Origin of the sequence: Pseudomonas sp. Marseille-Q0931 (genome assembly GCF_940789645.1) — a bacterium.
GTDB lineage: Bacteria > Pseudomonadota > Gammaproteobacteria > Pseudomonadales > Pseudomonadaceae > Aquipseudomonas.
This window is the reverse complement of record NZ_CALNWT010000006.1, coordinates 97927-112320: the sequence shown is the minus strand read 5'-3', so window position 1 is coordinate 112320 and position 14394 is coordinate 97927. Positions and strand designations below refer to the sequence as shown.

At 56.1% G+C, this 14394-nt stretch carries 9 protein-coding genes and 2 pseudogenes; 6 read left to right on the top strand and 5 right to left on the bottom strand.

The features are described from left to right. The coding region (locus P3C50_RS12595) for a UvrD-helicase domain-containing protein (protein ID WP_343252199.1) at positions 1–1895 on the top strand (1895 nt) is incomplete at its 5' end. A gap of 136 nt (positions 1896–2031) precedes the next feature. On the opposite strand, the gene P3C50_RS12590 is transcribed toward P3C50_RS12595, so the two are convergent. After that, on the bottom strand, positions 2032–2652 hold the full coding sequence (locus P3C50_RS12590; RefSeq protein WP_275546267.1) for a tyrosine-type recombinase/integrase: 621 nt from the start codon (positions 2650–2652) through the stop codon (positions 2032–2034). A 104-nt stretch (positions 2653–2756) separates the two neighbouring features. Continuing rightward, positions 2757–4556 (bottom strand): hypothetical protein, encoded by a 1800-nt coding sequence (locus P3C50_RS12585; RefSeq protein ID WP_275546266.1) that lies wholly within the window; start codon positions 4554–4556, stop codon positions 2757–2759. Between the two features lie 301 nt (positions 4557–4857). On the opposite strand from P3C50_RS12585, the pseudogene P3C50_RS12580 reads away from it, so the two are divergent. The 5 genes and pseudogenes from P3C50_RS12580 to P3C50_RS12560 all read left to right on the top strand — a co-directional run bounded on the left by P3C50_RS12580 (position 4858) and on the right by P3C50_RS12560 (position 9802). Beyond that, positions 4858–5255: pseudogene (locus tag P3C50_RS12580) on the top strand (VOC family protein). Positions 5256–5668: 413 nt separating this feature from the next. Beyond that, positions 5669–6562: a tRNA 2-thiocytidine(32) synthetase TtcA gene (gene ttcA / locus P3C50_RS12575; protein WP_275546265.1), complete on the top strand. Its 894-nt coding sequence runs from the start codon at positions 5669–5671 to the stop codon at positions 6560–6562. Positions 6563–6729: 167 nt separating this feature from the next. Next, positions 6730–7431: pseudogene (ttcA, locus tag P3C50_RS12570) on the top strand (tRNA 2-thiocytidine(32) synthetase TtcA); the annotation flags it as partial. A 512-nt stretch (positions 7432–7943) separates the two neighbouring features. Continuing rightward, on the top strand, positions 7944–9008 hold the full coding sequence (locus tag P3C50_RS12565) for a 3-deoxy-7-phosphoheptulonate synthase (RefSeq protein ID WP_275546264.1): 1065 nt from the start codon (positions 7944–7946) through the stop codon (positions 9006–9008). A gap of 122 nt (positions 9009–9130) precedes the next feature. Next, positions 9131–9802, top strand: a complete 672-nt coding sequence (locus P3C50_RS12560) for a DNA-3-methyladenine glycosylase I (RefSeq protein WP_275546263.1) — start codon at positions 9131–9133, stop codon at positions 9800–9802. Positions 9803–9916: 114 nt separating this feature from the next. Here P3C50_RS12560 and P3C50_RS12555 read toward each other — a convergent pair whose 3' ends face one another. The 3 genes from P3C50_RS12555 to P3C50_RS12545 form a co-directional block, all read right to left on the bottom strand. Continuing rightward, on the bottom strand, positions 9917–10153 hold the full coding sequence (locus tag P3C50_RS12555) for a YheU family protein (protein WP_197857970.1): 237 nt from the start codon (positions 10151–10153) through the stop codon (positions 9917–9919). Positions 10154–10217: 64 nt separating this feature from the next. Further along, positions 10218–12968: a hybrid sensor histidine kinase/response regulator gene (locus tag P3C50_RS12550; protein ID WP_275546262.1), complete on the bottom strand. Its 2751-nt coding sequence runs from the start codon at positions 12966–12968 to the stop codon at positions 10218–10220. A 201-nt stretch (positions 12969–13169) separates the two neighbouring features. Beyond that, positions 13170–14369 carry an osmoprotectant NAGGN system M42 family peptidase gene (locus P3C50_RS12545; protein WP_197857918.1) on the bottom strand — a complete coding sequence of 400 codons (1200 nt, stop codon included), beginning with the start codon at positions 14367–14369 and terminating at the stop codon, positions 13170–13172. Positions 14370–14394 lie beyond the last annotated feature (25 nt).

Here is a 14394-nt window from a genome sequence, read left to right as displayed (position 1 = left end):
AGCGGCAACATCAGGAACTGGGTGCTGGCACCAATCGTGTGCCTGAACCCGGAGCGGGAAGCGGTACTGCAGCAAACATCAAAGGCAGCGTGACACGCTCACGCGACAACTACCTTGAAAATCGCCGGAAAGGAGCTCTAGAATTCCTGAAAGCTAGATACGCGGATGAATTTTCTCGCCAGGGAAAGAAAATTGCCGTTGTAACTTTTACTAACAACGCAGCTGACGAAATCGTAGATCGGATTGAGCAAAATCCAATATTTGCCGTTTCGACAATTCATAGTTTTTGTTGGGCTGCTATTGCTGGTTTCAATGAGGACATACGCAAGTGGTATTTGGAAACCATCCCCTCAGAACTTGAAAAGATCCGCGACGAGGAAAAACGCGGGCGCGCTGGTAAAGCTTCTGATGCTCGAAAAAGGACTATTATCCGTCTTACGGAAAAAATGGAATGGTTAGCGGAACCGCGCTCATTCATTTACGACCCAAACGGCATCAACTCCTCCCAAAATGCGCTGTCGCACGCGGATGTATTGAAGATTTTCTCTAACTTTTTGATTTCCAAGCCGATGATGGCTGAGGTCATAATAAACAAGTTTCCTTTTATATTCATAGATGAAAGTCAGGATACTAATAAAGATGTAGTGAACGCATTCTTTGAGCTGCAAGGTGCTAAATCAGATAACGTTGTTATCGGCTTATTTGGAGATACTATGCAGCGCATCTTTGGTGGAGGAGAGCCCTTGCTGGGCAAGACTAAGCCAAGCGGTTGGACCACTTTTGACAAAGAAATGAACCATCGCTCAGCGCGGCGTATTGTTGGTTTGGGTAACCAAATCCGGAGCGAAGATGATAAGCGCAAACAGTATGCTCGCGATGGAGCGGTAGAAGGGTATATACGGTATTTCTTACTGCCGCACGGTGTTTCTGACAAAGACAAAGTTGAAGCGAGAATTCGTGAAGCTATGGCAGAAATCGCCAGCGATGCTGACTGGACAGATACTCAATCCAGAGAAACCGCTATCTTGCTTTTAGAGCACAAAATGGCTGGGCGTAGGCTTGGTTTTGATGATCTTTGGGAAAATCTTTCAAAATCAAGAAAGATTAAAGATCGAATATCTGAAGGTAGCAATACAGAGCTAAATTTTCTTTCCGACATTGTTTTTCCTATGGCTGAGGCAAGCGTAAATAAAAATCGAGCCAAGTTGATGTCTATATTAAGGGAAATGAAATCGCCGCTTTTGGAAGCTAGCTTTCTTGACGCGAACAAGGATGATCCACTCGCAATTGCCCGAGCTGCGGAGCATGAGTTTAGAGAAGTGATATCAAATGACAAGGTAAGCTTTCGCGCAGTTCTCGAGGTGCTTGCTAAGAATAAGCTGTTAAGAATCCCAGTGAAATTGCAGTCATTTGTAGCTCTACCCGGAGAAAGTAAGTCAGAGCAAACGGAAACCGCACTGGAGGTTGAAGCAGAACCTCTAGAGCAGGACGATGGTGAGATAGCTGCTTGGGCTGCAGCTTTGGAAACTAATTTTTATCAAATTCGAAACTATAAGAACTATATCGATGGGGGCTCAATTTTTCGAACCCATCAAGGCGTGAAGGGCAATGAGTTCGAGCGTGTTATGGTTGTTATGGATGATGATGAAGCAGGCGGATTCTTATTTTCTTACGAGCAGTACTTTGGCGCGAAAGAGCTTTCTCGTGACAGCCAAACAAAACGGGAAGCAGGCGAAGAAACTGGTTTGGACCGTACCCGGCGATTGTTCTATGTCACATCCACGCGTGCTAAGAACAGCCTCGCCCATGTAATTTATACTTCTGATGTTGCTAAGGTAAGGAAGAATCTTATTGAAAAAAGATTTGCGCGAGAAGGTGAAGTAATTGAGCTTTGAGGGGGGTTAAAAGACAGGCTACGATTATTGCGAAAAATGCGGAATTATTTATCGTATGCTCAACGGGCATGGGATAAAGGTCCGCTTCTGGCCGGTTAGCGACGGCCTGCCCTGGCCATCGCCATGTACCACACGATTAAACTTCGGTCTGCTCCGCCATCTCCAAGGCGTCGTCTACCTCGATCCCGAGGTATCGAACAGTGCTCTCCAGCTTCGTATGGCCGAGCAGCAGTTGAACTGCCCTTAGGTTCTTCGTCCTGCGATAAATCAGTGATGCTTTCGTACGCCTCATTGTGTGAGTGCCATACATGGCTGGATCAAGGCCTATGGCATGCACCCATGCTTTGACGATACGGGCGTATTGCCGTGTGGAAAGGTGGTCGGAAGCATGTGACCGGCTCGGGAAAAGGCAGTCCTCGCTGCGGAGTTTTGCCTGGTGTATCCAGGTTTCAAGAGCCGTCCGTGTTTGCTCCGTGATTTCAAACTGAACCGGTCGATGGGTTTTCTGCTGCATCACGATGGCTCGCGATGACACGTGCTCGCCATGAGCAACGTCGCGCACACGGAGCTTGGTCAAGTCGCAGGCTCGCAGTTTGCTGTCGATGGCTAAATCGAAGAGCGCCAGATCTCGGGTTCTCTCGGCGATTTGCAGTCTCACTCGGATCGCCCAGATATCTCTCAGGCGGAGCGGTGCCTTCTGTCCGACTAATTTTCCTTTGTTCCAGGGCTGATGGCTGTAGGTAGCAATGGTGTTCATGGAAGTGTCCTCCGCGTACGGGAGGACAAGGATGGTTAGCTCGGGTAAGGGACGCTAACCGGCCAGTAGCGGACAGCAGCCTAATAAATATGCCCTAGAGTTTTTCATTCACGTTTTCGCATGCGGCTAATAAATACCGCTTCACTAGTAGTAAAGGTGTTCTTCGCTTTCAGCCAGTCGGTGACCGGATTCCCTTCTCTATCTTCATTGCTGGTTATTCTTTGTGCGACATAAACTCCGAATGGAATCCACGCAGCGAGAACCCCAAGACCACCTGTGGTTCCTGCTAGTGCGGCGGGAATTAATGCCCCGGCCAAGCCCAGAATATCCCGCTTCTTTGCTTTTTTTTGGATGTATTCAAATTGCTTAACTCTCTCGTTGATATCAGCGATGTATTGATTGGTTGCATTAGTCTCAAAATTGCAGTCTCTTAATATTTTGTTAAGTCTTGATATCTCTTTAGCTTGAAATGCATCGAGTACCTCGTGAATCGGCGCCGCATTATCCAGAACTAGTAAGTCGCTTATGATAGTGTCGAGTTTCGTAATAGGGTCTATGAAGTTTTTGTTTGGAACCCCGGTTATAAAGCTGGCGGCGGCAGTTGCCATTGCTTCGATATTCGCGCCACCAGCATCTGTAGGGCAGAAGTTAGCATTCAGCGCTGCTGACCACTCAACAGAAAGCGTGCTGTACATCAGCAATGGATTAAGATTCTGGCCAGTTGCGGCAGATACCATTTCTGCAAGCAGCCTTGCTGAGCCGTGTTGCAAGCCTGCAACCGCTCCCAACGTTGAATAGTCTGCTTCTAGGGAGGACCAACTAGCACCAAAATGGTCGCGGGCGATCCTTAAGAATTTGCGCTCAAGATTTTCAGCGTCACCAATCATTAGGTCCAATAGTTTTCTTCTGGACTCATTGTCAATTGGTGGATACATCAAGGGATTTCTTCTCCTCGATTCTTGGATGGTTGCTACCGCGAGCTGCCTATGCATTACGGCATTGCTGGAACTTAGCTCTAAGTGCTCTGCCAATCCTTTTGGGTCATATTTATGTAGATCATGCGGAAGCACCAGCGTTACTCGTCGTCTTTCGATTAAAGTTCTCAAATCGCTGCTGGTGATTTTGAGATGCTTTAAGAAAGGCTCAAAGTCTCCTAATGGTGGGGCAATGTATATGTCGCTATAGGTTGTTAGGTAGTTTCGAATATTGCCTGGCGTGCCTAGCGAGCAGTCTATGAAGCACGCAGTGCCAGAATCTCTACGGACATCAGTTGCAGTAGGGGCATCGGTAAAAAGTGAGATGCGGGAATCAAACCACCTCTGCTCACTTTCATCATGGATATCTAGCACTGCGGTTGGCCAAGCTGTTCGCTCGCGATATGTGGCGGATTGAGCGGCGGTGACCAAGGTGTGTGTGTCGGCAGTCTTAAATTCGGTATCGATGTTAATTCCGAGGTTGGCAACGGCTATGTTTACTTCCGTAATTTGGTCAGGGTCTAAAGGTTTGGTTGATGTGAAAATTAACTTGTCAGGGAAATCCTGAATGTTGAATGCTGGAAAGTTTTTCGGCAGTTGTCGCTTGATTTCCAGATGGAATTGAACAGCGTTCAGTGGGGCACCATGTAATTGCGACAGTTGCTCTACTGTGCGGGCGGGTAGTCGAGTTGCACCCGGCGGTGGTGTCTCTGTCAAGTCTACTTGATAGGCAATTACTCTACAGTGCTCATCAAACCATTTTTTTAGAGGCGTTCCGCCTGAAGTGATAGCAGTCGCGATATCGCTACAAGCTATATAGTATCTGCCATTTTTCTCCCATAGCCCTTGCAAGTTAAAGTCGGGCTGGGTGAGTAAAAGTCTTTCATACGAAACTTGGGCATACCCTTTTGCAAATCCGAATTTCGTCACGTGATTCTCACTTTCTAGAATTAGCAATTATTTTTATAGGGCAATGATCGGTATTGCCAAGTGCGTTAGAATTATAGATTGCCTTCTAAATATTAGCAGTTAATCTTCCGCATGCAGACTGTTTTGGTCAGCATTCAAGCACGTCAAAACTTCAGGCGCCCCTGTCTCTAGTGGAAAAGAGGATAGATTTATTTACCGGCCCACACGTCCGCTACTGGCCGGTTTCGGTCTAGATGAGGGGAAGCTTCGAATCGCCTCCGCCAATCAGCTACTGCCGTTTTGTTGTAATCAAAGGGGAGACATCTTCTTTCTATGCAGAGACTTTCCGGGCGGCGTGGTGGTCGTCCGCCACGCTCCGGGCGACTATCCGGCCGGCAAGCAGAGCGATGTGTTCACGGCCGAGTTCAGGGTAACGCGCGTGCCCCGGTGCTCCAGCATAAAGAGACGTGTTCGTTCCAGGTCGCGACCGATGATCAGGCTGAGACAGACCACTTGTGGAGCGCGATCATCGACAATGGGGGCAGGTGAGCGCGTATGGCTGGTGCAGGGGCGAGTGGGGCGTTTCGTGGTAGATCACCCCGCATATCCTGACGGCTGCCATACCCAGCCCTGATCGAACGGCAGCAACGCGTGCGTTCGTGGCATGATGGCATGACGAAGATCGACATTGCCGCGATCGAGGCTTCGCTGAAGGCTTGATCTCCACCGCCTGAAAACTGATGCTTGCCTGTAGCCATATGCGTTTCTGGGGCTGCTGCGGCCTCTCCGCGTGACTTGCAGAGCTCCGTGCCGTCATCCTCCTCTGTTGCGACTCGGTCAAGCTGAATGGATCGTTGGTCAGGAGCTTCTATAAAACGCAGGCATAATCTTGTTATGATATAGCTGGGATCAAACTCGGCAGATGAAACTGTCGTATAGATTTACTTAAGAGTTTGTGTCGTATATTAAAAGCGTAGCCTCAATGCAGTGCCTTGCTTCGGATTGTCTCTGCGCCCGATTTTGGTAGTGTCTAGCTATCTTAATCCTTCGCAAGTAGTGCGGGATGTTGCAAGGTAGGCCATGCTTATATGGCAATTTGATTTTGTAAATATTTTAATTGGAAGCTAGTATTTATGATGATGGGCGAACAAGCGTCTCGGATTAATAGTGCTGCGGAGCATCGTCGCAAAAAGCTGCGCGGCAATGTGGGCAAGGCTGTTGTAGATTACGCAATGATCGAAGATGGCGACAAGGTTATGGCCTGCGTAAGTGGTGGCAAAGATTCATTCGTAATGCTTGACGCTTTGCTGCACTTGCAAAGAGTTGCGAAAATAAAATTCAGTGTTGTGGCGGTGAATCTTGATCAGAAGCAACCTGGCTTTCCAGAGCATATATTGCCAGAGTTTTTTGAGGCTAAAGGTATTGATTATTATATAATTGACAAGGATACTTATTCCGTTGTCAGGAGTAAGATTCCAGAAGGTAAGACTACTTGTTCTCTTTGCTCTAGGCTCAGAAGGGGCACGCTTTATAGTTTTGCCGAGGAAATTGGGGCTACTAAATTGGCACTCGGTCATCATATGGATGACATGGTTGAAACTTTGTTTCTAAACATGTTCTTCCAGGCGCAAATGAAAGGGATGCCTCCTAAGCTTCTTAGCGATGACAAGAGAAATATAGTTATCCGGCCGCTCGCCTACTGTCGTGAGAAGGATATAGCAAAGGTCGCTGCCGATAGCGCATATCCAATCATTCCGTGCAATCTCTGCGGCTCGCAAGAGAATTTGCAGAGGAAAAAAATCAAGTCGATGATTGCGGAGTGGGATTCGGTAAATCCTGGCTGCGTAGAAAACATCTTTCACAGCTTACAAAACGTAAGTCCATCCCAGTTAGCTGATCGTAGTCTCTTCAATTTTATAGATCTATCCATTGATAGGTCGGATGCCCGACCGCCCTACGAATTCGAAGCAGCCGAGGTTTCATCATCCAGCGTTGAAGGCCGGATTGATGTCGTTCGGATTTTGTAAAGGTTCAAGGTGATTTTTCGGGGGGGAAGAGGGTGTTTAGAGGTCAGGAAGACGCAAAATTTACTTTTTCGCATTTTTCTGTAAAGCCAGATTTCTATTTAATTCATTTAAAATCAACAGGTTGCGATTATTCTGATGCTGTCCAGTTATGTGTTCTTAAGCTATAAGGCAAGGACAGCTACACCATGCTCGACGTCCTGCTTTACCTGCAGAAGGTGGCGCCGATCAAGTTCGAGATCGTCGCGGTGAACATGGACCAGAAACAGCCCGGCTTCCCCGAGCACGTCCTGCCGGCCTATCTGGAGTCCGTCGGCGTCGCGTACCACATCATCGAGAAGGACACCTACTCGGTGGTCAAGGAGAAGATTCCCGAGGGCAAGACCACCTGCTCGCTGTGCTCGCGCCTGCGCCGTGGCACCCTGTACACCTATGCCGACGAGATCGGCGCGACCAAGATGGCGCTGGGGCACCATCGCGACGACATCCTGGAAACCTTCTTCCTCAACATGTTCTACGGCGGCACGCTCAAGGCCATGCCGCCCAAACTGCTGTCCGACGACGGCCGCAACGTGGTGATTCGCCCGCTGGCCTACTGCGCCGAGGCCGATATCGAGGCCTACAGCCAGCTCAAGGAATTCCCCATCATTCCGTGCAACCTCTGCGGCTCGCAGGAGAATCTGCAGCGCCAGGTGGTCAAGGAGATGCTGCAGGAGTGGGAGCGCAAGAGCCCAGGCCGCGTCGAGATCATGTTCCGCGCCTTGCAGAACGTGCACCCCTCGCAACTGGCCGACCGTAACCTGTTCGACTTCAAGAGCCTGAAGATCGACGACAGCGCCACGCCGCGCTTTCTCGATGTGATGAGCCTGTAAATCATCGCGGCTAAAGCCCCTCCCACGGTCGCGTCGCATGTGGGAGGGGCTTTAGCCGCGACGCTTGCCAGGCGCTAAAGGCCTGGAGTATGGTTCGGCCATCGCTTTGGAGAATTTCATGTCCGCCAGCCTCAACCTCCTGTCCACGCTGCAAGCCGGTGTCTCGCGCGCCGCGTTGGCGCGTGCGCAGTCGGTCGCGGCTGCAGCGTATTATTTTTTTGGGTATTGGTTTAGCCACAGGCGCGCCTGATACCCCACAGGCGGCCTGAGACACCTGGGTCGCCACCAGAGACGTTTTCCAGAAAACCCCCGGTCGGCAACCCGACCGGGGGTTTTGTTTTTTCCGGCCGAAAATGGCCACAGATCGAGGACTCACAGATGAACCGTTATTACCGCAACTACCGCTACGACTGGCGATTTAGCAGCGTCACCACCGCCCTGACACCTTTGCAACGAACACTCAGTTAGCGCCGCCGCGGTATAGACCGCGCCGGCCAAGGAACCGCCAGATCATGAATGCATCCGTCTCCGCTCAACTCGCTTGCCCCGTCACCACCATCGCCCGCCGCAGCGCCCAGCCGCTGCCCAGCCCCGCCGTACTGCGCCAGCGCCTGCCGCTATCCGCCGTACTTGCCGAACGTATCGCCGCCGACCGCGAGGCCATCCGCGCCGTACTCAATGGCCGCGATTCGCGCCTGCTGGTGGTGGTCGGCCCCTGTTCCCTGCATGACCGCGCCTCGGCGCTCGAGTACGCCGAACGCCTGGCCGCACTGGCGCCGCAGGTCGATGACCAACTGCTGCTGGTGATGCGCGCCTACGTGGAAAAACCGCGCACTACCGTAGGTTGGAAGGGGCTGCTGTACGACCCGCACCTGGATGGCAGCGGTGACATGGCTGAAGGCCTGCGCCAGTCACGACAGTTGATGCTGGACATCCTCGAGCGCGGCCTGCCGCTGGCCAGCGAGCTGCTGCAGCCGATGGCTGCCGGTTACTTCGATGATTTGCTTGGCTGGGCGGCCATCGGTGCACGTACCAGCGAGTCGCAGGTGCACCGCGAGATGGTCAGTGGCCTGGATCTGCCGGTTGGCTTCAAGAATGGCACCGATGGCAGCGTCGGCATCGCCTGCGACGCCATGCGCTCGGCGGCGCACCCGCACCAGCACTTCGGTATCGACGACCTCGGCCATCCGGCGCTGCTGCATACCGCGGGCAACCCGGACACCCATCTGGTGCTGCGCGGTGGCCACGGCGCGCCGAATCATGATGCTGCCAGCGTCGCGGCTGCGCGCGATGCCCTGCAGCGCCATGACATCGCGGCGCGGATCATGGTCGATTGCAGCCACGCCAACAGCGGCAAGGACCCGTTGCGCCAGCCAGCGGTGCTGGACAGCGTGATCGACCAGCGCCTGGCCGGCGACGCCAGCCTGCGTGGGGTAATGCTGGAGAGTCATCTGTTCGATGGTTGCCAGGCGCTGTCCGGCGAGCTGCGCTACGGCGTATCGATCACCGATGGCTGCCTGGGCTGGAGCGGCACCGAAGCCGCATTGCGCCAAGCCGCCGCGCGTTTGCGCGGGTAGGGCGGTTGCAACCCGCCAGTCCGGGATTGGCGGGTTTCACTCGGCCTGGGTTTTTACAGGACTTGCGGTGCTCGGTGTTGTGCATGCAGGCTTCGTCATCCGTTTCATGAAGGATCCGATTCATGCGTGATTACAAGTGGCTGCAAGAGTTCTGCCTCAACCGTTTCGGCTCCGCGCGTGCGCTGGAGGCCATGCTGCCGCAGCCGCGCAGCGATGCCGAGCTGCGTGCGCTCGCCGACGACCGCTACCTGTCGCTGATCAGCCTGCGCATCTTCCGCGCCGGGCTCAAGCACAGCCTGGTGGATGCGAGGTGGCCGGCGTTCGAGGAAGTGTTCTTCGGCTTCGACCCGGAGAAGGTGGTGCTGATGGGCGCCGAGCGCCTGGAGAACCTGATGCAGGATGCGCGGCTGATCCGCCACCTGGGCAAGCTCAAGAGCGTGCCGCGCAACGCCCAGTTCATCCTCGATGTACGCCGCGAGAAAGGCAGTTTTGGCGCGTTGATCGCCGACTGGCCGGTGAGCGATATCGTCGGTCTGTGGAGGTACCTCGCCAAGCAGGGTAATCAGCTCGGTGGCCTGTCGGTGCCGCGTTTGCTGCGCATGGCAGGCAAGGACACCTTCGTGCCCACCGATGACATGGTCGCCGCGCTCAAGGCTCAGGGCGTGATCGACAAGGCGCCGACCAGCCAGAAGGACTTGGCTGCGGTACAGGCTGCCTTCAACCAGTGGCAGGCCGAGAGTGGTCGACCGCTGTGTCAGCTATCGGTGATGCTGGCGCACACCGTCAATCACTGATGTCCAGGCCAGGCAGTGCTCGGAGCAGTCTGCAGGCGCGAATGAGCGGTGCTCCGCGTTATCCCGATCGATAGAGACTGCTGATCGCGAATAAGTTCGCTCCTACGCAGTGGTTCAGGGCTCGGCATCCAGCCATTCCCTGGGCACGTCCCGCTTCATCGCCAACTGGCACTGCTGGCTGTCCGGGTCGAACACGATCACCGCCTCGCCCTTGTCCAGGGCGCGGCGCACGCGCTGTACGCGGGTCTCCAGCGGTGTTTCGTCGCCGTTGTCGGTGCCGTCGCGGGTGACGAAATCTTCGATCAGGGCGGTAAGGGTATCGGCTTGCAGCAGGTGAGCGGGGATCAGCACAGCGAATCGACTCCAGTTGTTGGCGCCCATGATAGAGCCAGAGGGCGCCGCGCTGCGAGTAGGTTCAGGCGCGGTTGCTGGGGCGTTGCAGAAAGCGCTCCAGCGTGCTGTAGAGCAGCCCGCTATCCAGCGGCTTACCGAGGAAGTCGTCCATGCCGGCATCCAGGCCGTGCTGACGGTGTTCCTCGAGGATGTGTGCAGTCAGGGCGATGACCGGCACCGCAGCGAGTTGCCGGCTGCGCTCCAGGCGACGGATCTGCCGGGTGGCTTCGAAGCCGTCCATGACCGGCATCTCGCAGTCCATCAGGATCAAGTGCACGGCAGCCGGGTCACGCTCGTATTCATCGACTGCAGCCTGACCGTTGGTGACCAGGCGCACGCCGTAGCCGCGTTTCTTCAGGAAGCCCTGAACCACCAGCTGGTTCACCGGGTTGTCTTCTGCCACCAGGATGCAGGGGGCGTTACTGCTGTCGCTGCGTATGTCTCTGACCAACTGATGTACCTGTGCTTTGGGTTCTTCATACAACCCGGTGAGGGCTTGACGCAGTGCGTTGATCGCCACCGGCTGGGCCAGGTGTTGCAGACGCAGACCCTGGCTCGCCGGCAGCTGCGGACAGGCCTCCGGTGGGCAGATCAGCATCACGCGCTGCTGTGCCTGCAGTTTTGGCCTGATCGAATCGAGCCAGTGATTGATGCCGCCCGGCCAGGGCGCCATCAGCACCAACAGCGGCGGCGCGGTGAAATCCTCCAGGTAGTCCTGCAGCCGTTCCGGCGTCTGACAACGCTCGGTGCGCATACCCCAGCGGCCGAGCAGGCGGCTCATGGCATCCAGGCCCAGGCCATCGAGCGAGGCGAGCAGGGCGGTACGGCCCGCCAGCAGGCGGTTGAGCTCGTCGGGGGCGTCCTGCTCACTCAGCAAGGGGATGTCGAAAGCAAAGCGGGTGCCCTGGCCGAGCGTGCTCTGCACCTCGATGCGCCCGCCCATCATCTCCACCAGTTCCTTGCTGATGGCCAGCCCCAGGCCGCTGCCGCCATAGCGGCGCGTGGTGCTGGAGTCGCCCTGGGCGAAGGACTCGAACAACTGCGCCAGGGCCTGCTCGCTGATGCCGATGCCACTGTCGCTGACGGCGAATACCAGATGCGGGTTGCCATGGCTGTCGCTGCGGCGGCTGACGCTGACTGCCACATGGCCTTCTGCGGTGAACTTCAGGGCGTTGCTGAGCAGGTTCATCAGAACTTGCTTGAGCCGCGTCGGGTCACCCTGGATGCGCCGCGGTACGCCATTCTCCAGGCTGACATAGAGGCGCAGGCGCTTGTCCAGCGCCTGGCCTGTGAACAGGCTGAGCGTCTCGGAAATCATATCTTCCAGGTCGAACTCGATCTGCTCCAGGCTGAGCTTGCCCGATTCGATGCGGGCGTAATCGAGGATGTCGTTGATCACCGCCATCAGCGAACTGCCGGAGCTGGAAATGGTGTCGACATAGAAGCGTTGGCTGCGATCCATCGGTGTTTCGCGCAGCAGCTGCAGCATGCCCAGCACGCCATTGAGCGGGGTGCGGATTTCGTGGCTCATCTTGGCCAGGAAGCGGCTCTTGGCCTGGCTTTCGAAGGCTGCCTGCTCGGCCGCACGGCGAGATTGGAAGCCTTCTTCCTTGAGCAGGTTGATGCGGTCGGCCAGGCCGATGGACAGGGTGATCAGCTCGATGGTTACGCCGATCTTCACCACCGTGGCGCCGAACACGCCGAGCACTTCCAGCCCCAGCGAGCCGGTGGTGGCCTGGATGAAGGCGAACAGCAGGATGGCCCAGGCCAGTGTGTAGTAGGAACCGTAGCGCACGCCGCGGCGCCAGACGTAGATGCCGGTCAGCAGGAGGATCAGCGAGACCAGGGAAACGGTGACGCTGGCCAGGATGTTCCACGCCGCGAAGCCAATCAGCGGCACCGACAGCAGGCAGCCGGCGCAGATCAGCATCAGCAGGCGCAGGCAGGTGTCCAGGCGGGGGAAGTACTGCCGGGCGTGAAGGAAATGGCGGCTGAACTGCACGGCCGTGAGGCAGTGCACGTACATCAGGATATAGATGCTCACCGACTGCAAGGCCACGTGCTCGGGCAGCAGCTTGAACAGCATGCCGTCGAAGCAGGCGGCGAGCAGGCCGACGTTGAGGTTGTACGCCAGATACCAGAGATAGGCCGATTCGCGCAGCGAAAGATAGAGGAACAGGTTGTAGCAGAACATGGCGAACAGCACGCCGTAGAACGCGCCGTTGAAGCCCATCAGATTTTCCTGCGCCGCGGCGCTGGCACCGTAGGTGGCGAAGAACAGTGGCACGAACACCGTGCTGGTGGTTTCCACGCGAACCAGCAGCGTGTTGACGCCAGGTTCGAGCTGCAGGGGGAACCAGAAGTTACGGACCTGCACCGGCCGCTGAGAGAAGGCGAAGGTGTCGCCGCTTTCCTGTTGTTGCTGTTTGCCGTCCGGGGTGACCAGGTGAACCTGCAGGTGATCGAGCAGCGGATAATTGACTTCCAGGTAGCCGCCCACGTCATGTTGCAAGGCATTGACCAGGCGAATCTTGAACCACCAGACCGAAGCATTCTTGCCGAGATTGGCATGTTCGCCGCTGACTTTACGAAAGTCGTCATCATCCAGGGCCAGCACCTGCTCGACTTCGAGTGTGCCATCCACGTCTTCGTAATAACCGCTGTAAGGGCCCAGAGACAGGCGCAGGTCGTCGCTATCCAGCGGCGCAGGCGTGAGGGCCCAGGCTGGGCAGGCAAGCCACAACAGCAGCAAAGCCAGGTAAAGGCGAGGCATCCGTGAACCTCTGAAGGTGTTTGCAAATCGCGCTGCTTGCCAACGCCTTCTCAATAGGCCATGCAGCATGGCCGGAGTCATTTTTAAACGTCACGTGACGACGTTTGTAAGGGTAGCTGACCGATAGGCTGGCGATAAAAAGGGGAGCTGATGCTCCCCTGTCGTCCTTTTATGTCACTTTGCCTTTATGCGCGTAAGGCTTCAAGCGTCGCGATCATGTTGTCCAACCAGGGTGTCCACGGGAGGAACACGGGTATCGCTTTCCATCTGCGCATCGTGCTCCAGCTGATGGCTGAAACGTTCCAGCGAACCTTGCGCCGGCTGCGCGTCGCTGGCAAATACCGGCGGGCTCATCATATACGCGGTGAGCAGGCGGCTGAGGGCCTTGAGGCTGTCGATATGGGTGCGCTCGTAGCCGTGGGTGGCGTCGCAGCCGAAGGCCAGCAGAGCGGTGCGAATGTCATGACCGGCGGCGACGGCCGACTGCGCATCGCTGTGGTAGTAACGGAACAGGTCGCGGCGCACCGGCACATCCTGTTCGGCGGCCAGGCGCAGCAGTTGGCGCGACAGGTGATAGTCGTAGGGGCCGCCGGAATCCTGCATGGCCACGCTGACCGCGTGCTCGCTGGATTGCTGGCCCGGCGCGACCGGAGCGATGTCGATGCCGACGAATTCGCTGACGTCCCAGGGCAGCGCGGCTGCGGCGCCGGAGCCGACTTCCTCGGTGATGGTGAACAGCGGATGGCAATCGATCATCGGTTGCAGGCCGTGGTCGCGAATCGCCTTGAGCGAAGTCAGCAGCGCGGCGACGCCGGCCTTGTCGTCCAGGTGGCGGGCGCTGATATGGCCGCTTTCGGAAAACTCCGGTAGCGGGTCGAAGGCGACGAAATCGCCCACCGAGATGCCCAGTGAGTCGCAATCGGCGCGGGTGGCGCAGTAGGCATCCAGACGCAGCTCGATGTGATCCCAGCTTATCGGCATGGTGTCGACGGCGGTGTTGAAGGCGTGCCCGGAGGCCATCAGCGGCAGTACGCTGCCGCGGATCACGCCGTTGTCGGTGAACAGGCTGACTCGACTGCCCTCGGCGAAGCGGCTCGACCAGCAGCCCACCGGGGCCAGGCCGAGACGGCCGTTGTCCTTGATCTCGCGGACGATGGCGCCAATGGTGTCGAGGTGCGCGGAGACCGCGCGGTCGAAGCGTTCGTACTCGCTCTGGCGCCCGCGCAGGGTGGCACGGATGGTGCCGCGGCGGGTTAGCTCGAAGGGGATCTCCAGCTCTTCGAGGTGTTCAGCGACGTAGCGCACGATGGTGTCGGTGAAACCGGTGGGGCTGGGAATGGCGAGCATCTCCAGCAGCACCTTCTGCAGGTAGTCCAGGTCGGGTTCGGGTAGTTGTTGCATGCAAGCTCCTCGCGTTCGGATTGCC